This is a genomic window from Paenibacillus vortex V453 (genome assembly GCF_000193415.1).
Taxonomy (GTDB): domain Bacteria; phylum Bacillota; class Bacilli; order Paenibacillales; family Paenibacillaceae; genus Paenibacillus_AQ; species Paenibacillus_AQ glucanolyticus.
Genome location: NZ_ADHJ01000055.1, coordinates 1 through 24,020 on the forward strand (window position 1 = coordinate 1; position 24,020 = coordinate 24,020).

General features: G+C 47.8%; 15 protein-coding genes and 1 rRNA gene. 1 reads left to right on the forward strand and 15 read right to left on the reverse strand.

Annotated elements, in window-relative coordinates; all coding sequences use genetic code 11:
- Window positions 1-95: ribosomal RNA gene (locus PVOR_RS28150) — 16S ribosomal RNA — on the reverse strand; the annotation flags it as partial.
- Between the two features lie 491 nt (window positions 96-586).
- Between PVOR_RS28150 and PVOR_RS28155 the strand changes: the two genes are divergently transcribed.
- Window positions 587-1,843, forward strand: a complete 1,257-nt coding sequence (locus PVOR_RS28155; protein ID WP_006212972.1) for an MFS transporter — start codon at window positions 587-589, stop codon at window positions 1,841-1,843.
- A gap of 60 nt (window positions 1,844-1,903) precedes the next feature.
- Here PVOR_RS28155 and PVOR_RS28160 read toward each other — a convergent pair whose 3' ends face one another.
- From PVOR_RS28160 to rfbC, 14 genes are all read right to left on the reverse strand, one after another.
- On the reverse strand, window positions 1,904-2,101 hold the full coding sequence (locus PVOR_RS28160) for a hypothetical protein (RefSeq protein ID WP_006212973.1): 198 nt from the start codon (window positions 2,099-2,101) through the stop codon (window positions 1,904-1,906).
- Between the two features lie 175 nt (window positions 2,102-2,276).
- Entirely contained in the window at window positions 2,277-6,677 is a 4,401-nt protein-coding gene (locus PVOR_RS28165) for a S8 family serine peptidase (RefSeq protein ID WP_006212974.1), read from the reverse strand.
- Between the two features lie 356 nt (window positions 6,678-7,033).
- The gene (ligA, locus tag PVOR_RS28170) at window positions 7,034-9,046 is read right to left on the reverse strand and encodes an NAD-dependent DNA ligase LigA (protein WP_006212975.1); all 2,013 of its coding nucleotides are present in this window, start codon (window positions 9,044-9,046) and stop codon (window positions 7,034-7,036) included.
- Window positions 9,047-9,124: 78 nt separating this feature from the next.
- A complete protein-coding gene (pcrA, locus tag PVOR_RS28175) occupies window positions 9,125-11,455 on the reverse strand; it encodes a DNA helicase PcrA (RefSeq protein WP_006212976.1) in 2,331 nt (776 codons plus the stop codon).
- Between the two features lie 73 nt (window positions 11,456-11,528).
- Window positions 11,529-12,218 carry a heptaprenylglyceryl phosphate synthase gene (locus PVOR_RS28180; protein WP_006212977.1) on the reverse strand — a complete coding sequence of 230 codons (690 nt, stop codon included), beginning with the start codon at window positions 12,216-12,218 and terminating at the stop codon, window positions 11,529-11,531.
- A gap of 224 nt (window positions 12,219-12,442) precedes the next feature.
- Complete coding sequence (locus tag PVOR_RS28185; RefSeq protein ID WP_006212978.1) at window positions 12,443-15,763, reverse strand: S-layer homology domain-containing protein; 3,321 nt, start codon at window positions 15,761-15,763, stop codon at window positions 12,443-12,445.
- 217 nt (window positions 15,764-15,980) lie between these two features.
- Entirely contained in the window at window positions 15,981-16,844 is an 864-nt protein-coding gene (locus PVOR_RS28190; RefSeq protein ID WP_006212979.1) for a phosphatidylinositol-specific phospholipase C/glycerophosphodiester phosphodiesterase family protein, read from the reverse strand.
- A gap of 130 nt (window positions 16,845-16,974) precedes the next feature.
- A complete protein-coding gene (locus PVOR_RS28195) occupies window positions 16,975-17,580 on the reverse strand; it encodes a class I SAM-dependent methyltransferase (protein ID WP_006212980.1) in 606 nt (201 codons plus the stop codon).
- 504 nt (window positions 17,581-18,084) lie between these two features.
- Window positions 18,085-19,485, reverse strand: a complete 1,401-nt coding sequence (locus tag PVOR_RS28200; RefSeq protein ID WP_006212981.1) for an undecaprenyl-phosphate glucose phosphotransferase — start codon at window positions 19,483-19,485, stop codon at window positions 18,085-18,087.
- Window positions 19,482-20,393 carry a glycosyltransferase family 2 protein gene (locus tag PVOR_RS28205; protein ID WP_006212982.1) on the reverse strand — a complete coding sequence of 304 codons (912 nt, stop codon included), beginning with the start codon at window positions 20,391-20,393 and terminating at the stop codon, window positions 19,482-19,484. Before PVOR_RS28205 ends, PVOR_RS28200 begins: the two co-directional genes overlap by 4 nt.
- A 642-nt stretch (window positions 20,394-21,035) precedes the next feature.
- Window positions 21,036-21,428 carry a glycosyltransferase gene (locus PVOR_RS32420; RefSeq protein ID WP_234973117.1) on the reverse strand — a complete coding sequence of 131 codons (393 nt, stop codon included), beginning with the start codon at window positions 21,426-21,428 and terminating at the stop codon, window positions 21,036-21,038.
- 122 nt (window positions 21,429-21,550) lie between these two features.
- A complete protein-coding gene (gene rfbD, locus PVOR_RS28215) occupies window positions 21,551-22,435 on the reverse strand; it encodes a dTDP-4-dehydrorhamnose reductase (protein ID WP_006212985.1) in 885 nt (294 codons plus the stop codon).
- The gene (rfbB, locus tag PVOR_RS28220; RefSeq protein ID WP_006212986.1) at window positions 22,432-23,454 is read right to left on the reverse strand and encodes a dTDP-glucose 4,6-dehydratase; all 1,023 of its coding nucleotides are present in this window, start codon (window positions 23,452-23,454) and stop codon (window positions 22,432-22,434) included. The genes rfbD and rfbB overlap by 4 nt, the downstream gene beginning before the upstream one ends.
- A gap of 12 nt (window positions 23,455-23,466) precedes the next feature.
- Window positions 23,467-24,015 (reverse strand): dTDP-4-dehydrorhamnose 3,5-epimerase, encoded by a 549-nt coding sequence (gene rfbC, locus PVOR_RS28225; protein WP_006212987.1) that lies wholly within the window; start codon window positions 24,013-24,015, stop codon window positions 23,467-23,469.
- Between the last annotated feature and the right edge of the window lie 5 nt (window positions 24,016-24,020).

Genomic DNA, 24,020 nt, shown 5'->3' on the forward strand with positions numbered 1-24,020 from the left:
TCAGGAGTGCAAGCACTCCTTCAAGTCCGCTCGACTTGCATGTATTAGGCACGCCGCCAGCGTTCGTCCTGAGCCAGGATCAAACTCTCCAAAAAGGTTTGACTTGCTCATTTAGAAGCTAACGTATCAACGTTTGCTTGTGTTACATTGACGTGTTCCATTTGTTCAGTTTTCAAGGAACTTGTTGGCTGCTTTGCCGATTAATCTCAATCAGCAGCGCAGGTTTATATCTTATCAAGTATTCAACTTGATGTCAACACTTTTTTTCGACACCGTTCGACAAGCTTCAAAAGCTTTCGTCAAAAGCGACAGTTAGTAATATACCATGCTGAAAGTGATATAGCAAGCTTTTTCATATATAATTATGATACTTTTCTCATAACAACGGATCTATACGTATTTCGGTGTTTTAAGACTCCAAACTCCCCATTTATCTTTTATCCTTTACCAAAACCAATCGAATTTCAGACTCGCATTATTCTTCATTTCATCTCGAAATGTCATTGATTTCCTATTCAAAAGGTTTTAAGGTTAGTTCATCGCTTTTCTACAGCCCGACTACTTACATAAGAAAGGAGTTCGCCAAATGGCAGACAAAAGCATAACTCTCCAGAAACCCAAGGATACGCCAAGCCCTGCCCATGGAGAGGCACAACAGGCCACGGTATATAAAATACTGCTCGCTATCAGTTTTGTACATTTGTTCAATGATTCGATTCAGTCCGTGATTCCTGCTATTTTTCCTATATTAAAGGATAATCTCTTTCTTACCTTCACGCAGATTGGCTGGATCTCCTTCGCCATCAACTTTACGTCTTCCATAATCCAGCCGGTTATCGGCTACGCCGCGGATCGAAGGCCGACACCGATTCTGCTTCCGATCGGCATGTGCTTCACGTTTGCAGGCGTGTTCATTCTGGCCTATGCGCATACCTATATCCTGGTGTTGTTTGCCGTTGTCCTGATCGGGTTAGGCTCTGCGACCTTCCACCCTGAAGGAATGCGGGTCGCCCATATGGCTGCAGGCATGCGAAAGGGACTGTCTCAATCCATTTTTCAGGTAGGGGGAAATGCCGGTCAGTCGCTGGCTCCACTACTTACGCGATATATCTTCGTACCGTTTGGACAGTTTGGCGCGATCGGGTTCACCTTCGTTGCCGCTGCGGGCATCCTCGTGCAATCTTATGTTGCCTATTGGTATCACGGTATGCTGAAGGCAGGATACACGTTTAAAAAGAGAGCCGCCGGGCGCATGCTCGATCCCGCCCGCCGTAAAAGCATTCGCAACGCAACGCTGGTGCTCGTCGTCCTTGTGTTTATCCGCTCCTGGTATGGCGCAGCCATCAGCAGCTATTATGCCTTCTATCTCATGGATGCTTACCAGATCAAGCTGGATAATGCTCAGATTTATATTTTCCTGTTTCTCGCTTCAGGAGCCATAGGCACTTTCTTCGGTGGACCTCTGGCAGACCGGTTCGGACGCAGAAACATGATTATGTTCTCGATGATTGGTACAGCTCCGATTGCTCTGATCCTTCCATTTGTCTCCTCGTTCTGGGCGGCCGTTCTGCTCGTGATCGGTGGGTTTGTACTTCTGTCGAGTTTCTCGGTTACCGTCGTCTATGCTCAAATGCTGCATCCGGGCAATATTGGCACGGTCTCCGGACTGATTACCGGGTTCGCTTTTGGCATGGGCGGTATCGGTTCGCTTGTACTCGGTAATCTTGGGGATGCCTGGGGAATCGGCAATGTCATGATCTCGATTGGTTTTCTGCCTCTGCTCGGTCTCCTTGCCCTGCTTCTTCCTGGCGATGACAAGCTGGACGAATGGTCCAGAGAATAACCCTCATATTGTAAAAAAGACACTCATCAACTGCACAGTACGTGCATGGTGAGTGTCTTTTTATTTGATTTTTCTAACGAGTTTGACGAACCAGTACAGAAATATCCATGGCAGTACGTACTTCGTCAGCCATTCGATGCTCATGCGAAGATCTTCCGCTTCCCTCCCGGGCTGAGTCAATCCACTTAAAACCAAAATGATTATAAACAACGGGAATAAGAGTATGGCCAGATAGCCGAATGTTTTTTTACTCTTCATGTCTATCCCTTCCGATTAAAGATTGACTAATCCATATAAAATATACCATGACACAATGAGAATATATAACCATATTTTACAGTTTAAAAAAGAAAGGAGCTGGCCCGGTTCTTTTTAAGACCCAGGACAACTCCCGTCGATATCTTACTGCATATAATCACTAGCTCGTAGATCATCAGATTTTATTCAAATAATCCAGCAAGCGGTACACAATCACGGATACCTGCGCCCGAGTGGAGGTTTCGTCTGGAGCAAAGCGGTTGCCGCTTACGCCCTTAACCAGACCTTCCTTCACAGCAAAGGCTACAGCCGCACGTGCATCCTCCGAAATCAGATTCGCATCGTTAAATGACAAGGAGCCTGCTTCAGAATCAATCTTCAATGCTTCAGCAATCATGACTACCATATCCTCACGGGTTAGCGGATTCTTCGCACCCGCTTCTGTGCTGCGTGTCTCCCAATCAATGCCTGTCTCAAAAATACGATCAAGCAGCGTCGCAAATTCGGCGCGGGTCACTGCATTGTTCGGAGAGAACCGGCCTGCACCGGTACCGTTCGTAATATGCTGCGAAGCCGCAACTTCGATCTCATCTTTAGCCCAGTGGCTTACGATGTCGCTGAAGGTTGCGTTATTCTCAGCGGCTGCATAAGATCCCGGTCCGTTGATACGGAACGTGATCGATCCGCGTGACGCCGATTGCAGCAATCCTGCGGATTGCAGGTCTCCTTTTTCCGACTGAACGTAAGCTCCAACCTTACGAGTATCTTTCACTTTGGCCGGGTCATAGTTCAAGGTCAACAGAAGCGGATGTTTGAACTTGGCGGCGTGTTTAACCGTAACAATGGAAGATACAGCGCTCAAGCTGTTTCCGGATCCTGCTTTGCTCGCAGCTGCCGAGACCGTTAAGCTGAATCCGCTGGTCGTTGTGAAATCATCCAAGGCATCGGCAGGCACTGTCAGGGTAAAGCCGTTACCAGTTATAACAAGAGGCTTGCCCGATGCTTTCAGTTTATCAACGGTTGCCTTGCCCAGTGTAAGAGCTACATCGCTATATTTACTGAAATCAAGCTTGGATACGTCCAGCTTCACTTCCTTGCTGTCACCAGCAATTCCAGCTGTAACCGCTGCTTCGGACAGGGCAGCTGTTGCAGACTCGGTGCCGTCCGCATTTTTCTTCGTGGTTACTTTGGCATCACCCGAAACTTCAGGAGCTGGAGTGGATGGTGTGCCTGTGGATCCGCCACCGGATGATGAGCCGCCGCCAGGATTACCTGGATCTGGAGTGCTTGGTACATTAACAGATACCGCAGCTTTTCCTTCCAATCCTTGATGGTCCTTAACCGAAAGCTCAACGTTGTATTTACCTGAGGACAGTCCATCTAACGCAATGTTAAATGCGCCATCCTGTTCGACGTCGAAGCTGCCTTGCTTGGCAACGGTCTTGTCGGCTTTTTTGACAACATAAGTGGCATCCAGCCATTCGCTGACATCAAAATCAATCGTCCATTCGTCCATTAAAGCCGGAACAGCCGTAACATAAAGATCGTTGATGGTTCCAGTTAATGCGAGAGGGGAACCACTGGAAGCCTGCACATCAGATTTTGTGTTAATGATAGGTGCTTTGGTTTTGACAAAGAACGGAATGGTTGCGTAATCGCCGTAAACGACCCTATTAGTACCGAGGGACTTAAGATCTACCGAGTACAGACCGTCTTTAATCAATTCAATTTCTTCGGTTGTGTAATTGAAGTACTCCCCATCAAATCCGAGGGTATATTCCGTATTGGCTTCGAAAAGAAACTCATCTGCACCAAAAATCTGCCCAATCAACCCGTCACCATCTGGTCCTGATTCAGGATTCAGGCTATCGTACAAATCAATGATGACAACTTGCATAGGATTATAAAATTCGAAACCTACAGACACTTCACCAAGCTCCCCCTGTTCATTCAAAGGAAAATGCGGCAGGTAGGTTTCCGTGTCGTTATAGACCTTCGTATATTTGACACCCGTCATTTCAAGATTAAAGTATGCTACAAAAGGTACAGAATAAGTGCGGGTACCGTTTACAAAGTTAATATAGCCCTGCTGTTCCGAAACTCCGGTAATACCGGCTGGTACTTCTAGCGTTACGATCAATTCTTTCTCCCCGCTTAAGTCAAAGGAGGATTGATCCACCGTAACCGCTACTCCCGGGGTCGATTGTGTTGTATGAACCTCAACCTCAAACGCTCCGCCAATACCACCAATCTGTTCAACCTTTATTTTCTTCTGAACGGTTTGAGCCGTTGCTCCCGTAAAATTACCGAAGTTAATGCTTCCGGTAATGTTGTCCTGCTCTTTACTTGTTCCGTTTTCCAGATAAGAGGTCTTATCCAGAACCTTGACCAGAGCTTCGGCCTGAATGGTATCAACTGCCTGAATACGTCCGGCTCCTTGATCCGTGACATCATAGGAATCCGTATCCAGCATTTTGGCATTGTTCATCAGTGCGACTTTCACATCAAACGGAGTCCAGTCACTGTGTTTCTCCAAGACGAGTGCGGCAAGCCCCGCTACGTGTGGAGCAGCCATGCTTGTACCCGTTAAACGGTCATAGGATTGACTGTAATCCGCGTCTGGATCGTTCTTCCCGTAAGCCGGAACGGATGATAGAATGCTTGTTCCCGGTGCTACAACGTCAGGTTTAATATCCAGCGTCTTTTTAGCCGGACCGCGGGAACTTGAGTCATTGATCTCGTCTCCGGCCGACTTGTTTCTCATAAAATCGGAAAAACTTACTTTGAGATCGGGGTTGGCGTCGAGCAGAGATTTGATGGCATCCCCATCTTCTTTACTCATACTAAGCGTCGGAATAAAGTTAAAGCTGTCACCAAGCAGGACGCCGATCGGTCCCGGATTTTGATTAAATACGATCGCTCCGATGGCACCTGCTGCCTTGGCATTGGCAATTTTATCTACGAATGCGAGTTCTCCGCGTTTAATCAACGCGATTTTGCCCGCCACGTCTTTGCCTGCAAAGTCCTCAGGTTTACCCAGGTCCGCATAAACGAGGCCAAACTCTCCGTTAAGGACTACTTCCGGATCCTCGGCGAGATTCCAAGCCATCAGTTCAAGTTTATACGTAGCGTCTACTACGCTCAAAGGTGCATTTGTGTCTGCTGCAGGAACAGCTTCTTCTTCGGCAGATTCAACAGGGACCGCATCCGCTGCCGGAGCTTCTTCGCCTGCTGCATTCAACGGGTTCTCATCCGTCACTGCCAGTTGGGCTATATCATCTGCTTGTACACCAGGCGGTTCTTCAGGAACAGTCGGTTGTTCAGGCTGAGCCCCAGTATCTACTGCGCTCTCATCCACGCCGATTGGCGCCGCAGGCGGTACAGCATCCGTGTAAAAATGCGTGGTTGCCGAAATTTCATCACTTGGCCCTGTAGAGTTACCTACGGTAATGGCAAATGCTGATGCCCCCGGGGATCCTACGGTCCACCGGTTCGGCCCCGAGTTGCCGCTGGAAACGACTGGCGTAACACCAGCCAGCGCAGCATTATTAATAGCTACGGACGTGACGTAGTCCGGATCATTGCGGGCATTGCCAAGCGAGAGGTTAATGACATCCAGTCCATCCTGAACTGAACGGTCGATACCTCCCAGTACCCAGCTGGACTTACCACTTCCATAAGGTCCAAGAACACGATAGGCGTATATATCCGCTTCCGGAGCAATACCCACAACGCCGAATTCACCCGCATCCCGGGCTGCGATGGTGCCCGCCACATGCGTTCCGTGTTCGGTCCAGTACGTGCTTCCTCTATCATCCACCTCTGGCGGATTGGTAGGATCGTTCTCCCAATCAAGCGGTGTCGTTTCATAAGGATCATTATCGTTATCCACGAAGTCATACCCACCCTTATAAGCATCCTTCAGTATAGGGTGAACGTAATCGATTCCCGTGTCGATTACACCAACTTTAACCCCTTTACCCGTATATCCCAGATCCCATACCTCCGGAGCGCCAATGAACGGGCCTGTATCCTTCATATGCGGGCTAACTTCACCTTTTGGTCCTGCCGTTACTTCCAGATCGGGATATACCCCGAGCACACCCGGGATCTTGAGAATGTCTTCAAGTTTATTGCTGTCCATCTCCAAAGCTACCCCGTTAAAAGCATAGCTATATTGGTTTGAAACCTCATGATTGATATGGTTGGTGCTCAGATTGTCAATGAAGGTCTGCTGCTGCAGTTCTACCTTCTGCTCAACCCTTGCCTTCATGGAAGAACTAAATGATTTGCCCGCTATCGAGGAAATCCCCTTCGCCAGTGCAACCGGCTCAGCAGACAATTCAACGATGACATCAACTTGACCCGTCCCCAAACTTTCCAATTGTTCATCAAGCACAGGCGTCTTGGCAAGCTCAGCCCGATCCTGCAGAATCTGCTTTAATTGCAAAGCATCTTCCGCACTTAACGGGTTGTTCAGCAGTTGCTTGGACTCCGATGGAGCAGCAGCTGCCGGAATAACCAATGAAAGCATTAATATCAAACTTAATAATATGGACAACACTCGTTTACTCAAGACTTTGCTCCTCCCTACAACTCAATTTTCTGTTATAACAACAGGGTCTTAAAACTAGCAGTAAACGACTTCACTACCACCTCTTTCTATTGGATGACTGACCCATGGTAAATAACTTCTAGACCACAAAATTAGATTCCTCCATCCTTTTCTGTATTTTTTTGTTAAAAAAAGTCGATTTCATAGGAGGTTTTGACGAATGAGAGAAAACGCAATAGATTCAAGAAAAATCAAGCTTACAAGGGAAGTAAGAGAGGTTGAATCGAGCGAGTGAAAAAAAGAAAACCGAGGCTATTGATAGCCTCGGTTTATATAGGGTTTTATTTGCTTCTGCAAGATATATCCAGATTAAGATGTTATTCGTTCAGCAAGCGCACGAACTCTTCTTCATCCTCCAGGATGTCGATGCCGAGCTGCTGGGCTTTGGCCAGCTTGCTGCCGGCTTTTTCGCCTGCGATGAGGAGATCGGTTTTCTTGGAGACGCTGCCGGTGACTTTGGCACCGAGTGCTTCCAAGCGTTCCGTTGCCTCTTCACGGGTCAGCAGATGAAGCGTGCCTGTCAGCACAACGGTTTTGCCGCTGAAATAGGAATCGCTGCTGACCGGCTTCGGTGCTTCCGGCGCTTGTGCTTGAACGCCCAATGAAAGCATCTTCTCGATACTCGCCTGCGCAAAAGGGTCGGCAAAGTATCCGGCGATACTGTCGGCCACGATGCCTCCTACGTCCGGAAGCTCGACGAGCTCTTCTGCGGTCGCTGCCATCACGCGATGCAGATCACGGTAGTGATCGGCCAGCATCTTGGTCGTGGATTTGCCGGTATTCGGAATACCCAGGGCGAAGAGGAACGATGCAAGATCCCGCTCCTTACTCTTCTCGATGGCGTCCAGCAGGTTCTGTGCTTTTTTCTCGCCGAATCGCTCCAGCTTCACCAAGCTGTCAAAAGAGAGGGTATACAGATCCGCAGGCTCCCGAACGCCGAGCTCCTCATACAGCTGAATGGCGGTTTTGTCGCTGAACGTTTCTATGTCCATGGCGTCCCTGGAAGCAAAGTGCGTAATTCTCGCCACGATCTGCGGTTTGCAGCCGGTCTTGTTGTTGCAGAACAGATGCGCCCCGCGCTGCTCCAACGGGAATCCGCATGACGGACACTCCACCGGGAACAAAATCTCTTCGCCGTCGTTCTCTTCCGTTACTTTTCCAAGAATTTCGGGAATGACGTCATTCGAACGGCGGATGAAGACACGTGAACCCAGCGCGAACTTGAGGTTCTTGCGCTCAATATCCCCGATATTGTTCAGCGTGCAATTTTGCACGGTAACACCGGCAAGCTCAACAGGCTCCACGCGCGCGAGCGGCGTGATTTTACCCGTTCGTCCCACGTTCCAGGTGACCGACTGCAGTACGGTCGTAGTTTCTTCCGCTTCGAACTTGTAAGCGACCGCCCAGCGAGGGAACTTGTCGGTGTATCCCAGCGCCTCGCGGATGCGGAAATCGGTCACCTTCACAACCGCTCCATCGATGAGATAGTCCAGCTCGGAACGGCGTTTCTCGATATCGGCCAGCTGCTCCATCACATCATCAAACTGCTCAAAGTAGAAAATGTAAGGATTGACCTTAAGGCGGTTCTCACGCAGGAAATCCATCATTTCCTTGTGGTCGGCAAAAGTGATTCCATCCGAGTAGCCTACATTATAGAAGTAAGCGTTCAGCTTGCGCTCGGCCGTCACCTTCGGACTGAGATTGCGAAGCGCCCCTGCCGCCGCATTGCGCGCATTCTTGAGCGGCTCGGCTGCAGTTTGATTGTATTTTTCCAGCACCGACAGGTTCATGATGCCTTCACCCTGCACTTCAATCGTGCCCTCATCATAAGGAATCGTCAGCGGGACCGATTTGATGGTCTTCACCTGGGGCAGTATGCCTTCGCCTACTGCACCGTTGCCCCGTGTCGAAGCTTGAACCAGTTTGCCGTCCTGATAGGTCAGGTTCAGCGTTAACCCGTCAAACTTCAGCTCCAGCGCGTAACAAGGATTCGGCAGAGGATTGCCGGGATTCTTCGTATTGTAGTCATTGACCAGCCTGACCACCCGATCATGCCAGGTACGGAGCTGCTCGATGTTCTGAGCCTTATCGAGACTCCATAACGGAGCCAAATGACGGTGCGGGGCAAAACCCTTCAGAATCTCCCCTCCCACCCGCTGGGTCGGAGAATCCGGAAGCGTCACTCCGGTCTCTGCCTCCAACGCTACCAACTGATCGTACAGGGCATCATACTCCTTGTCGCTCACCAGCGGCTGATCCAGCGTATAGTAGTGGTAATTATAATTGTTCAGCTCCGTGATGAGCTTCCCCATCTTTTCCTTGAAATCCATACAGGGGCAATCCTCCTTCAATAATATAAGGGCATAACAGGCTGCGTTTCGTTCATGCTGATGCTCCTAGTTCTTCCCTTATTCCACCTTTGTAATCGGCGCGAAACCGGCAAGAAGACGTTTTACGCCAACCGGTGCTGGAAAAGCAATCTGCAGCTCCATGTCATTGCCGCTTCCCTTCACCGCCACAATGGTGCCGGTACCCCATTTGCCATGGGCTACTTTGTCGCCAGCTTTAAATTCCCCGCTGCCCGAAGCAGACGCTGGTCGGGATGCGGCACCGGTTGTCATGGTCACCCGGCTCTTCGGTGCGGCTTGAGCCGAAGCCGTCGATCCACTTAGGGAGAGGTCCACGCTGCGTCCACCGCCAAAGTTGCTGCCTCCGCCTCCGCCGAAGCCACGTCCTGCATAAGATCCGCCTACACTTCCGCTTCCACCGCGGCGGTAGCGGTCATGCGCCATCTGCGTGTCCTCCTTCAGCTCCTCCGGGATTTCCTCCAGGAAGCGTGAAGGCGGGTTCGCCGTCGTGCGGCCAAAGAGTGTACGCATACGCGCACAGGACAGGAACAGCTGTTTCTCGGCACGCGTAATGCCGACATAAGCAAGGCGGCGCTCCTCTTCCAGCTCTTCGTTATCCATGAAGGCACGGCTGTGCGGGAATACCCCTTCTTCCATGCCGATAATGAACACCACCGGGAACTCCAGACCTTTGGCGCTATGCATGGTCATGAGCACGACAGCGTCGTCACGGTCTTCTTCGTCATCGTTCATCGAATCGATGTCCGCGATCAGCGCAAGATCCGTAAGGAAGGAGATGAGGGACTTATCCTCATTATTCTTCTCAAACTCTTGCGTAACCGACAGGAACTCGTCAATGTTCTCAAGGCGGGATCTGGATTCGATCGTATTCTCATTTTGCAGCTCGAGCCGGTATTCGGACATCTCCAGTATTTTTTCCGTAAGCTCGGTGACCGAGAGAAACTCGACCATTCGACTGAGGGCGGCAATCATGTCGTAAAAGCCCACCAGCGCATTGCGCGTCCGTCCGGCAAAACCGAGGTCGTCCACGATTTCCAGCACGCGGAAGATCGAGATGCCCCGCTCTCCGGCTGCTGCAGCCAGCTTCGCGACGGTGGTGTCACCGATGCTTCGTTTGGGCACGTTGATGATCCGCGTCAAACTGATATCGTCATCCGGATTCGAAATCAGGCGCAGGTAGGCGAGCATGTCCTTGATCTCTTTGCGATCATAGAACTTGATACCCCCGACGATCTGGTACGGAATGTCCGACTTGATCAGAATTTCCTCGATAACCCGGGACTGCGCATTGGTCCGGTACAGGATCGCATGATCCTGATAGTTCTTGCCTGCATTGATGTTCTTGCTGATTTCCGAGGTAACAAAATATCCCTCATCATGCTCCGTATCCCCCCGGAACACCTTGATCTTCGGTCCTTCACCTTGCTCGGTCCACAGATTCTTCGGCTTGCGGCCCGTGTTCAGGCCAATCACATTGTTGGCAGCGTTCAAAATGTTCGCTGTAGAACGGTAATTCTGCTCCAGCAGAATCGTCCGCGCCTCGGGATAATCCTGTTCAAAATTCAGGATGTTCGTGATGTCCGCACCGCGCCAGCGGTAGATGGACTGATCGCTGTCCCCGACCACGCATATGCGGTGATGGCTGTCCGCCAGCATACGGCAGAGCATGTACTGCGCCCGGTTGGTATCCTGATATTCATCTACATGAATGTACTGGAATTTGCGCTGGTAGAAGTCGAGGACCTCCGGCACTTCCTTAAACAGCTGGATCGTGGTCATGATCAGATCGTCGAAATCAAGCGAGTTGTTGCTCTTCAAGCGCTTCTGGTATTCGGTGTACACCTTGGCTACAAGGGATTCAAAATAGTCCCCGGCTTTCTGTTCATACTGCTGCGGGGAGATCAGCTCATTCTTGGCCGCGCTCATGGCCGCTTGAACCGCCTTCGGCTCGAATTTCTTCGGATCGATGTTATGATGCTTCATCACGTTCCGAATGACCGATAATTGGTCCGTTGAATCCAGAATGCTGAAATTGGAGGTAAAACCAATCCGCTCGATGTCTTTGCGCAGAATGCGCACGCACATCGAGTGGAATGTCGATACCCAGATATCCTGGCCTTCGCGGCCGACCAGCTTGGATACCCGCTCCTGCATCTCGCGGGCTGCTTTATTCGTAAAGGTAATCGCAAGAATGCTCCATGGTGCGGCTTTACGGGTGGCGATCAGGTAACCAATCCGGTGCGTCAGCACCCTCGTCTTGCCTGAGCCGGCTCCTGCCATAATGAGCAGAGGTCCGTCCGTAGCTTCAACGGCCTTCCGCTGCTCGGGATTGAGACGCTTGACCGCCTCGTGTATGTCAATGGGCTGCATATTATTTTGCCTCCTAGATTTGTAGATTTAATAAAAGAGAAATGATTGCAAACAGAAAAGATAGCCGATCCGGTCAGCCCTTCACAGCCTTAACCGTCTCAAGCGCCTGCTCGAGATCATCGTACACTACGTTGCCTACAATGATCGTATCTGAAGTAGAGGCAGCTTCCAGCGCTTGCTGGGCGTTGGTTATTCCGCCACCGTAGAACAAACGGGCATTATCCAGCGATCTTCGAACCGTACGAACGGTCTCCATATCTCCAAAGGCTCCGCTGTATTCCAGGTAAACAATCGGTAAATTCATCAGCTTGTCCGCGATCTGCGCATAGGCGGCGGCCGTGCCTGCTTCAATCGAAGTCTCTGCTCCGGTCAGCTTCGCCACCGCCGCATTCTCGTTTAATACGATATACCCTTCGGTCACAACCAAGTCCCACGGAATCATATAACCATAGCGTTCGATTCCTTCACGATGCCGCCCCATGATCCAGGTCGGATCCTGTGTGTTCAAAACCATCGGGATCATGTACAGATCAAATCCGGGTACAACGGCTTCCAGATCGGATACTTCCTGTACGCACGGCAGCTCATAGCGCCTTACACGGGACAGAAGATCCACGGTATTTTCATAAGTGACTCCGGTTGAACCCCCAACCATAATGGCATCGGTTCCTGACATGCATACCACATCAAGGCTGTCGTCACTGATCTCCTTGTCGGGATCCAGCTTAAACACATGCTTCCAGGATTGTATCATCTCTTTCAAGCGTCATTCCTCCACGTTCACGGGTTACTATTATACTAAAATAAGTCTATGCTAGCACGGTAATCAAGTCAATTTATGTTCGTATAAAATGCGAACATTTTTTTGGTAATTGTGATGTGTGACCTAATGGCCGCGGTACTTACTGCTGTGAAGGGAATGAAAAAGCCCGTCCGAATTCACTAGAGTGAATCCGACGGGCGGAGGAGATTATATTGGCCTCATGTTTAGAGCAGGTTAATTAGTAGTCCCGCCAGCTGTTTAAGAGACGCTATTTTAACATCGTTTTGGCTGCCAACTCTTGCTTGCATCGCAGCATCACGAGCAGAAATCAGCTCCGTCAAGCCAGGATCATCATGAATTAGCTCATCGGCATCTTCAACAGCCTCTTCAATCAGGATATCCAGCGTTGGGACAATAATGGAGATGGTTTGTGCGATTGTCTGCTGCGACCCACGGACCAGCTTAACCTTTGCTTGATAAGTAACGTATTGATTTCCGTCATTGTAATTCTCAAGAAGGATAGCACCTTGATCTTGCTTGAGATATACGCTGCCAATCACGGTTGCTGGAGTTGTCATTTCCAGATCCTCAATGATAACTAAAGTATCATCCAATAGAGGATTATTTCGATCTGTAAGATAAACAGCCTCCCCAACCGTTGTAAGATAGGAAACTCTCGACTCTAACGATAGTTTGGCCTTCTCTTCGTTGAGAAGTTCAAGCTCTCCGTCTTTAATGTCCAGCGTATCGTAAGTCGTATCCAAAACTTGATTACTGCTTACATCAATAAACTCAGTTTTAAGTGTATATCTTCCCGCTTGCTTGAATTTCAGCTCATACTGGAGTTCAAGATTGGACACATCATATCCGTTATCATTTGAACCGTGGTAAGCCTCAATCGAATTATTCAATGAATTGGTCTGGAACGGTAACAAAGCTCCTTCACTTGACTTGAGTTCAATAAGAGCTGGGTTCAGCGGACCCTCAACAGAAAAACGAAGGAAGACCTTATCTTGCGTTGGATAATACCCTGTACCCAATGTAAGCTGTAAAGCGTTATCTACTAACTGATTTCCTTCAATGGATGAGTAAAAATTATAATCGATGGCTGGCTGAAGATCGGATTGAGGCTCATCCACAACAAGTTTGTTATGATCCGTGAAATTCAGTTCCGCACCGTTAACTTCCATATCGAATACATACCAGTATAACTCGTCTCCGCTTCCACTCGGGATATGATATGTTTTCACAGGCTGACCGCTATTCCCGCTGTATATCTCAACCTTAGCAGATGAATTACGCAGCGTTTCCGATCCGTCATATCCGTTTCTGGAGTAGTTGTGAATATAGAACTGATACTTGCCGTCTACGCGCTTGCGGATTGTCGTTGTCTCTGGGCCATAGGAGTCTGTATCATCATGGTCCAGATCCGCGTACTTTTCTCCTTGATAATAATATTCCCGGTCACCAAAATAAGTGTGAAATGATCTTCCATCAGGTGCTGGTCCAAGTAGATGGGAGTCTTCATCCCGCGGCTTCTCTCCCCATGTCAACACGATGCGAATCTCATCGTTTGCCGGGATTTTGATTGCAGTCGCATCTTCATTCCGGTTAAAGCTGTCACTTAGTGAGACGCCTACTACATAAGTCGTAATAAAGCCGGCTTTTGTGAGTTGTCCAGTATATACCCCGGCTGGCAAATTAGCGGTAAATCGTCCATCTGCATTCGTAAGCGTCGACGTCGCAATGCTGCCCGTTGTATTGCCTAATCCTCTGCGGAAATCAATTCTCATACCTTCCACAGGGAGTTCGTTAACATCGGTTATTGTCCCTTCAAAGCCTTCGAGTTTAATGCTGCCTGTTAAACTTGTTGTGAATTTGGAGCTGCCTGCTGCAGGAGTAACATTAAGAACCAATGTATCACCATAGTGTTCATCCAGCGAAATCGGTGTAAATGTCAGTATCTTAGTCGCGTTATTAAACGCAATGTCCTCCAACTGATAAACAGCACCTGCAACCGTTGCGCTGATGTTAAAATCAATTAGTTCCAGAGACGGAACTGCATTCACAAACTGCAGTACTGCCTGTCCGTTACTCAATTGAATACGGTCCGTAACCGGCGGCTGGGTAGGATTAGGATTCGTTGTATTCCCGCTCTCTCCGGTTCCAGCGTTAGATCCAGAAGTAGAACCTCCGCTACCAACGCTTACGGTAACGTTATCCGCTAACACCAGACTGCCAGGGCGCTGAGTGAAGGATACGCCAGCAGCATTAACTTGAGCACTGCCAATGCTTCCCTGACCACTCACAGACGCTGCTGCATTAAGAATCAGGGATAGAACAGATGCGGAAGATCCAACATTCAGACTCGTGCCGGAAGCATTCGCCGCAACATTTAGCTGAGCTACAGAGCCTGAAGTAAGATTCACATTCAGCGAAGCTGCTGTAACATCCACTGTTTCAAACTGCCCTGCCAAAGTCACGTTGGAGCCAGATGGAATAAGATTGGACAATAACAGATCTTTAAACCCTTCACCTGTCAAACCTGTTTCTTCCAGAATCGCACCGGATTGCAGTGTAACCTGTGACACAGAGCTGCCACCTTCGGTAACGATACGGACACTGCCGTCCTTTTTGTTCACAATAACGGTAATAAGCATGGAGTCAACCACATGAATACTGTTTTTGCCTCCGCCTTTTATGGTTGTACTTCCCTTAACCGTTACCCCTTTAAGCGTGACGTCCCCTTCACCAACGCCTTCGCCAATGACAAGATTACCTTCTATGGTCATATTTTGAAGCGTGATATCCGAGGCATTAATATGTACGGATCCCGGAACGTTCTTGGTTCCTGTAACAGGACCGTATGTACCTGCCGTATCGTAACTCGTAACTTCCTGAGATTTAATCTCTTCAAGAGCACGATCGAGTACAGTAACGACTTCAGCACGGGATGCGCTTGCTGTCGGTCTGAACTTGCCATTGCTCCCATTCATGATACCGCTAGAAGCAACGGCTCCGATCGCTCCTTTGCTCCATGCCGGACTACGATCCGTGTCTGTAAATTTATTAGCTGCATCACTTGGCTTGAGCTCCATTAGTGAACTCAAGATGACAGCCAGTTCCTGACGTGTTACCTTGTTGTCTGGTTTGAAGGTTCCATTGCTGTAACCCTTCATATACCCCTGCGAAGCTGCCACCGACAAGTCATTATAGTACCATGATGTACTTTTGACATCGCTGTATGAAATGCCAGCCTTGGTCTCGAACTGAAACGATCGATTAACGACCGCTGCCAGTTGAGCTCTAGTTATTGGAGCATCCGGATTAATCTTTCCGGTTTGATCCCCGTTAAGATAACCTTGTTCATTCCATTTCTGAAGTGTCTTGCTCGCCCAGTGTCCTTCAATATCACTAGCACTGGAAGTGGTTTTTGTTTCATTCTTTGCTGTTGCAGCGTAGGCTCCACCTAACGGAGACAGTATGAGGGTTATCCCTAATACTGCACTTAAAGCCTTCTGGTAAAATCCTAGTCTGTTACCCAAGTTGAATTCCTCTCTCTCACCTAATAATTTATTCATACTATAAGACTATTTGACTAAAAATCTATCAATTTATATCATTAGACCCAAATCATAATAGTCTTTAAGTTCTAATAACATTACCACTTCCAGTAAATAACACAAGCCAATTACTGGTATAAATAAAAAAATATGTCCTTTTATAGACATATTTTTTCAAATTCTGATATATGGTTATTGGCTAATACAAGTATCTCAAGCTGTTCTGCTCTATTTCCGGCTCGGTCAGCAAATCTGAGTATACACCATAAACACCCCATTTTTCATAATTGTTAACGGTATTGGTGTCGTTGATCGTATGCACATAAGTTACGGCCCCGGCTGCCTTCAGCTTTGCCACAAAATTCGGGCTGACTTTATACTCTGGCATGGTTACGGCGTCGATCTTGTTCTCCTGAACAAAGGCCGTGATCTCGGCAGGCGAATCCTGCGTGGCATAAAGCGTATAGATAATGGATTCAAAAGGATAGATCTCGTGGACCATATCAAGCATCGGTTCATTATAAATTTGGATAACGACTCGATCCAATAGTTCCGGGTCTCGCTGCTCGGCAGCATTCACGATCTCTGTCAGCAGGTGCTCAATATCCTTATCCTCCTGCTCCTTCGTATCCGTCACAATGTACATATCTGAATAGTGCTGCATCATGTCCATAATGGCCTCTATATCCATCGGTTGATATTGCTCCAGTATCGGCGTATTGATAAATTCCTCATGGGTTAGGCGGGCAGCTTGCTTATGATCCGGAAGTTTATCCTGCTGACCGAGCTGTTGGGTCATGCTCTCCGTCCACTCATGACGCGCAACAACTTTACGATCCTCCGTCAGCATCAAGTCAATCTCGAAGACACGAGTGCCCTTCTCGTAATTGGCAAGCATCGCTTCATAAGCATTGGTATACGGCTGCTCGCCGATACTTCCCATGGCATGCGCAATCAAGCGATAGGCCGTGAATCCCTGCGGTTCTTCTTCGTTCTCATGATAAGTGAGCAATAGAATACTGATGGCGGAAATTAAAATAAGGACAGCAATGATCCGTTTCATGGTATGCCCACCTTTTGCATAGTTGTTGCTAGTTAACTACCCTTTTGAATGGTTGGCAAAACAAAAAAAGCGCCATTCGGCGGCTGCCAAATGACGGAATGTTCTTTATGGATGCGGTAGTTATAGTACGCTAGCCCTTAGCCTTCAAAAGATGAATATACCATTTCAATCCTGCATTGTGATTAAACACACTCACTTTATCCAAGACGTCAAACCATCCGCAGCTTTCGATCTCTTCGATTTTATGTTCTACCATCGTATAATCCGGATCCTGGGTGTTCTTATGAGAATAAAGCGAAGATATGATGACCCCGTCCGGGGTTAGATAACGGGCATATTCAAGCAGCTTGCTTGGTGTGTTGGGCACGTATTGCAACGATTCGTTAAATACAATGACATCATAGCGTTTGTGTGGAACATAATGATTAATGTCTGCACAATGGAAAATGTGCCTCGAAGTTTTGCTGGATGCGATTTTGACAGCCTCTTCGGATAAATCCACGCCGGTGTAATTAGACTTTTCGCCCTCCAGGAGCATATCGTACAATATTCCGGCCCCGCATCCCATATCCAGGATTCCCTCGTCCGCAATATACTTTCTTATATAACCATACACGACCGAGTATCTGGCATATTCCGTGATGTCCGATAAATAATCCCACATGCGGGATCGGTACTCCTCGTCCCATTGCTGCTGGTTGCTTTCGATGTAATCCTGAACCTTCGCATTTTCCATTGGGATTCCCTCCTAGTATTGGATCTTTAGCTTCCACTTGCTAATACAATGACTGGATTGAAAACACGACAAATCGAAAAAATTTAGCGAACTCAAGAAATTCCTCTTCAGGCACGCGGTATAATGATGGCTGCTGCATGAGGTACGGAGTCAACGCTTGGACAAAGACGTTGGGTCATAGGCTGCACGGGCACCCTACGAAGAAACATATTCTCAGTGCGGTACCGCAGTAAGCCGACATTTCATTATAATAGTATTAAAGTTATATATTGTAAATATATCCGAGTAACTATTATCTGATGGGTGTGTTGCATTTCCAGCTTTTAAAAAATGAACCCATCGTAATCTGGTATGTCATATTTTCACATGAAGCGACAGTATTCGATATCTTTTCCTGTGATTCGTGCTTGGGATGTATTTATCTTGGCTACGTATCTGCTTCGTGGGACACAAGAAAAAAAACGCCATTTGGCCCATGCCAAATGACGTCTTCATTGATTACAATCAGTATGCGTTCTTGAACCCGTTGCGGATCGTGCGCAGAATGATTTTGATATCAAACAGGATTGACCAATTCTCGATATAGAAAATATCGTGTTTGATCCGCTCCTCAATCGAGGTGTCACCGCGCAAACCGTTGCTCTGTGCCCACCCTGTGATGCCAGGGCGTACGTGGTGTTTCACCATGTACTTCGGAATCTCCTCTTTGAACTGCTCCACATAATAAGGACGCTCCGGTCTAGGACCCACCACGCTCATATGTCCGAACAGGACATTGAAGAACTGCGGCAGTTCATCCAGACTGGTCTTCCGGAGAAACGAGCCGAACTTGGTTCGGCGGGGGTCATTCTCCACGGTCCAGCCCGTATCCGTTGCCCCTTCCGGCAGCGGCTTCATGGAGCGGAATTTATACATATAGAAGTTCCTGCGGTTTAGCCCGACCCGCTCCTGCTTGAAAATGACCGGTCCCCGGGAGGTCAACCGGATTCCGAGGTAAATCCCGATCATTACCGGCAGGGTCAGGATAATCGCCACTAAGGAGAATACGATATCAAACGCACGCTTAAACAGTCTGTTTGCCGCAAGATCCAGCGGAATATCGCGTACGTTGATCATCGGCATACCCGCAAAGTTATCAAATACCGGCCTTGCCGGGAGGTAATCAAAAAAGTCGGGAATGATGAGCGTACGCACACCAGCTTTTTCACAAGCAGCAATGATTTCAGGATACAAGTGGTGTGCATTTAGCGGAAGGGCCAGCACGACTTCGTCCACAAGTTTCTCGTTTAACACCTTATGTAGATCGCTGACTGAACCCAGAATGGGTTTGAGGCGTCTGGCTTCGATCTCATCCCACTGCTGGTAATCATCCAGGAAACCGATGACTTCATAACCAAGCTCCGGGTATTGCTTTAGATTTTTGAAGAAGCGTTTGCCCAGCGTACCAGCACCCACGATGAGCACGAATTGGCGATTGTAGCCTTTTTCCCGAAAATGCTTGAGGGATTTCTTTAGGAAATAACGGTACAAGATGATAAAAGCGACGTTAAAGATCATGTAGATGGCGAGATACCAACGGGAGATATCTACCTCTTTAACAAAAAACATAATACTTAAGAGAATGAACATACCGATGAAATGCATCTGGAAGATCTTTAAGAACTCGTCGGCAAAGCGCTTTTTCCGTTTCGGTGAGTACAAGGTAATCATGATGCCGACGACAACCGCAACCGCTCCGTATACCAAGCTCCACATCCCGTAAGATTGGATGGGCAGCGGTTTTTCATACGGAAACCAACCACTTTCGAATTTCACCCACCATGCAAGCAGAAACGCCAGCTGGATAAATGCAAAGTCGGTAATCATATACAATTTAGTCAGAAAGCCTTGATTCTGCCGGATCATGATTTTACCTCCACTCCACCTGAAGCTTGCGTTATGTTTGCTGGACGAACGGGTTTGAGCCGGTTCGTAAGCAGGGACAGGAGCAATTTTAAACCAACGCCCGCATACACGGCTCCATTAACGAATATGTTGTATTTCTGCCGGTAATGCTTCCGATGAAAAAGAATCATCGCCCGATGGAACTCATAAATGATCTTGAACGGCCGACGCCGAGCGCTGCCGCCTTTATGATGGATAATCGTCGTCCGGGGGTAATAGTGAATTCCCCATCCCGCCTGTTTGATGCGATAGCACCAGTCAATGTCTTCCCCGTACATAAAAAACGTCTCGTCCAGTCCGCCCACCTGCTCGATCGTCTCGCGGCGCACCAGCATGAATGCCCCCACCAAGCAATCCACCGGGTACTCTACGTCCGGGTTCAAATATCCCAGCTGATACTGGTTAAACTCCGGTTTGTTCGGGAACAGCTTGCTGAGTCCGAAGGCATAGTAAAAGGACGCCGAAGGCGTTGGAAACCCTCTTTTACAGGCCTTATCCAGCGAACCGTCCGGGAGGACGATTTTGCAGCCGGAAGCACCGATGATCGGATTATAGTCCATAAAAGCTACCATCGTCTGGATCGTATCCTGCTGGATAATCGTGTCGGAATTAAGCAGCAGCATATAGCGACCTTCCGCCACTTCCATCCCCTGATTGTTGGCTTTGGCAAAGCCGGTATTCTCCGTGTTCTCGATCAGCTTGACCTGCGGGAATAACTCTCGGATGGTCTGAACGGACTCGTCCTTCGAGTTGTTATCTATGAGGATGATTTCGTATGTAAATTCGGTCTCCGATGCGTATACCGATCGCAAACAATCCACCGTCAGCTGACAGGTGTTGTAGTTCACGATTAAAATGCTTAAATCCATTGCATAACGTCTCCTGACAAATATAGTAATCTATCGACATTATAACATAGTTCGTGGGGAAAGAAGGAATATCAATAATATAGTGTTTCATCCTATCTATCTCATATAAAACCGATCAATATAAAAAACTTAAATAACAGGCTCTCTGCTTTGGATTGTCTGTACAACTTGCTCTTACGTGCATAATGCAACCTGTCTATAAAACTTGTACGAGATGCAAGGAATAACTCCAACTGCTCTTTTTTTAGGCCAGTTAAACGTGATCCATAGATTCTATCAAACTCACTCGCTTGTTTATGCAGCAAGTCTTTGCCTGTATGTCTCTTAAAACTGGTCCATTTGCTCTTCAACTTACCCAGGATGGAGTTGCTGCCCCCTACCACATTATTATTGTGCTGACGGTATAACATGGATGGCTTGTTATCGTAGATTACGGTTCCAAATGCGGATACAAGCAAGTAAAACCACCAATCGTGCATAAGAACCTTATGACTGTCCACCGATTTACTATTCATAAAAAGGTTCCTTGCTGACCGATTCATGGTTAACGTCGCGCCAATAGCGATGTTCTCATATAACGCATTAAAGAAGGATGGCTCCCGTGCCGGAGGCTTGGGCCATGTACCTTTTTGATTTAATTCGTTATCCGTTAGGTAGGTCGATGTAAATACCATCGCGGGTATTTCTGTATGTACGGAGGAATTTAAGCGACGTTATAGCTCCCTCCACCTTATGATCAAGCCACACGTCATCCTGGTCGCAAAAACAGTAGTAATCAGCTTCAGCGTCTGCAGCACGCAGCAGTTCAAAGAAACTGGAGACAACGCCGACATTCGTTCCTTTGATGAGTTTTATGTTATTCGGATGTATCCTCATCAATTGTTCGAGAACGTCTACTGTTAGATCCGTGGATCCATCGTCTCGTATCAAAATCGAAATGGAGGGGTGTGTCTGATTGAGAATGCTCTGGATTTGTTCAGAAATATACTGATCGCCATTGTAGGCGGATAGCAATACTTGCACTTTATTCATCATGAAAGAACCTCCGGAAAACATTGGCTTCATACTATCGTCATGCATTAGATCTATGAGTGAATTAAAAGATAGACTAATAAAAGACCTGATCCATACAGATCAGGTCTCTTACATCGCTGTATTTACTTTAAGTATAGTTCAGGGTGCTGCTTCATATCCACCATAAACTGCTTCAGTCCTTCGCGCCAATGCGGTAGATCCTCTAATTGGTTTAGGCGGATAGCCAGGTGATCCATTGTTGAATTAGCCGGACGCGGAGCGGGCCGTGGAAACTCTGCTGTCGTGCAAGGCTGCAGTTCAGCCATAATCTCTAGTCCCAATTGTTCTCGTGCTTCTTCAAAAATAGCCTGAGTGAATTCATACCATGTACAAGAGCCGCTGTTGGAGGCATGGTATAAGCCGTATTTTTCGGTGGAGATGAGGTTTAACAAAAATTGTGCCAGATCTACCGTGTAGGTGGGAGAACCCTTTTGGTCATTAACCACCTTCAGCTGAGGTTTTTCCTGACCTAGCCGGAGCATCGTTTTCACAAAGTTATTCCCGTGTAACCCAAATACCCAAGATGTTCTTACGATGAACCACTTGGAGCAGAAGTCCCGGAGCATTTGCTCGCCTGCCAGCTTGGATCGACCATAAATCGTTTGCGGGTCGGTGTCGTCGTACTCAACATAAGCCGTCTCACTAGTACCATTAAAAACATAATCCGTGCTGATATAGACTACGGCGGCACCTATCTTTTCGGCGGATACTGCGATATTTCGCGTACCTAAAGTATTCACACGATAAGCACCGTCTGTATCGGTTTCGGCTGCATCTACAGCCGTATAAGCCGCACAATGGATGATGAAATCCGGATTATGAGATGAAATAACCTGTTCGCATAGCTCCATATTCGTAATATCCAGTTCTGCTCTTCCACAGCCGATAATCTGATACCCAGCTTCAGCAAGAACATTCGTTACATCCTGCCCCAACTGACCGTTGGCTCCGGTTACGAGTACCTTCATTCAGCTTCACCCAACCGCTTCCCGTACTGCTGGGTCATATAATCCCGGTAAGCTCCAGACTGGATACGTGTCCACCAATCCTTATGGTTCAAATACCACTGAATCGTTTCCTTAATGCCTGTCTCGAAGTTATGCTTGGGCTTCCAGCCCAGCTCATTCATGATTTTTGTGGGATCAATGCCATAACGACGGTCATGGCCTGGGCGATCAGCAACATAAGTGATCAAGGATTCCGGCTTGCCGAGCTCTTCCAGAATCGTTTTGACGATATGCAGATTGGTCCGCTCGTTGTTTCCCCCGATATTATAAACCTCACCTATTTTCCCCTGATGAATAACCAGATCGATCGCACTGCAATGATCCTCGACATACAGCCAATCGCGAATGTTGAGGCCATCGCCATAGACTGGCAAAGATTCATCATTTAGGGCACGAGAAATAATCAGAGGGATCAGTTTCTCTGGGAATTGGTATGGTCCATAATTATTCGAGCATCGAGTGATGTTAACCGGGAGACCAAAGGTCTCATGATAAGCCCTTATGAGCAGGTCCCCGCCTGCTTTGCTAGCTGAGTAAGGACTGTTAGGAGCAAGTGGTGTGGTTTCAGAGAATAATCCCGTATCCCCGAGAGAACCGTATACTTCGTCAGTGGATACTTGAACAAACTTGGTCACGCCATATTTTTTGGCTGCATCCAGAAGAACCTGTGTGCCCATGACATTGGTGTTTACAAAGATTTCCGGTTCCAGGATGCTGCGATCCACGTGGGATTCTGCTGCGAAATTAACTACGACGTCAATGCCTTGTTGGAAAATCGCGTCTACTGCTGGTTTATCAGCGATATCTGCCTGTACGAATGAGTAGTTAGGATGGTGTTGAACGGATTTTAAATTTTCAAGGTTGCCCGCATACGTAAGAGCATCCATGTTGATGATCTGGTAATCGGGATACTGCTGAATCATATATAAAATAAAGTTACTGCCTATAAAACCGGCCCCGCCGGTAACAAGTAGTTTCATCCAAACTGCCCCCTAGTCAAAATTCATCTCTGCGTCTTTCAGCAGCGGGTGCTGCTGGTCTTTATCCGATAAAATCGGATTTGATGTTGGCCAATCGATCCCCAAAGCCGGATCCTTCCATAGTATGCCGCGGTCATTTTCGGGGGAATAATATTCGTCCACTTTATAGAGAACCTGGGTATTGGGCACAAGCGTACAAAAACCATGTGCGAAGCCCTTAGGAACAAGCAGCTGACGATGGTTGTGTTCGCTTAAAATGACACCAACCCACTTACCAAAGGTAGGAGAGCTTTTTCTAATATCTACGATGACATCATAGATGGCACCTGTTAAGACACGTATGAGTTTGGTTTGAGCCTTAGGGTTGAGTTGATAGTGAAGTCCCCGCAAGACACCAGCTTCGGCAGATAAAGATTGATTGTCTTGGATGAAGTTGTAGGTAATGCCGTGTTGCTTAAATAGCGAATCGTTGTAACTCTCCATAAAAAAACCCCGGTGATCGCCGTGGACTTTTGGTTCAATCAACAAAGCATCGTTTAAGGATAAGCGAATAACACTCATATTTC

Coding starts and splice junctions, on each gene's coding strand:
- rfbD (WP_006212985.1), bottom strand. CDS start 22,435: ATGAAGGTACTCGTAACCGGAGCCAACGGTCAGTTGGGGCAGGATGTA.
- PVOR_RS28195 (WP_006212980.1), bottom strand. CDS start 17,580: ATGGAAAATGCGAAGGTTCAGGATTACATCGAAAGCAACCAGCAGCAA.
- pcrA (WP_006212976.1), bottom strand. CDS start 11,455: ATGCAGCCCATTGACATACACGAGGCGGTCAAGCGTCTCAATCCCGAG.
- rfbB (WP_006212986.1), bottom strand. CDS start 23,454: ATGAAACTACTTGTTACCGGCGGGGCCGGTTTTATAGGCAGTAACTTT.
- PVOR_RS28205 (WP_006212982.1), bottom strand. CDS start 20,393: ATGGATTTAAGCATTTTAATCGTGAACTACAACACCTGTCAGCTGACG.
- rfbC (WP_006212987.1), bottom strand. CDS start 24,015: ATGAGTGTTATTCGCTTATCCTTAAACGATGCTTTGTTGATTGAACCA.
- PVOR_RS28190 (WP_006212979.1), bottom strand. CDS start 16,844: ATGAAACGGATCATTGCTGTCCTTATTTTAATTTCCGCCATCAGTATT.
- ligA (WP_006212975.1), bottom strand. CDS start 9,046: ATGGATTTCAAGGAAAAGATGGGGAAGCTCATCACGGAGCTGAACAAT.
- PVOR_RS28155 (WP_006212972.1), top strand. CDS start 587: ATGGCAGACAAAAGCATAACTCTCCAGAAACCCAAGGATACGCCAAGC.
- PVOR_RS32420 (WP_234973117.1), bottom strand. CDS start 21,428: ATGATGAATAAAGTGCAAGTATTGCTATCCGCCTACAATGGCGATCAG.
- PVOR_RS28200 (WP_006212981.1), bottom strand. CDS start 19,485: ATGATCCGGCAGAATCAAGGCTTTCTGACTAAATTGTATATGATTACC.
- PVOR_RS28160 (WP_006212973.1), bottom strand. CDS start 2,101: ATGAAGAGTAAAAAAACATTCGGCTATCTGGCCATACTCTTATTCCCG.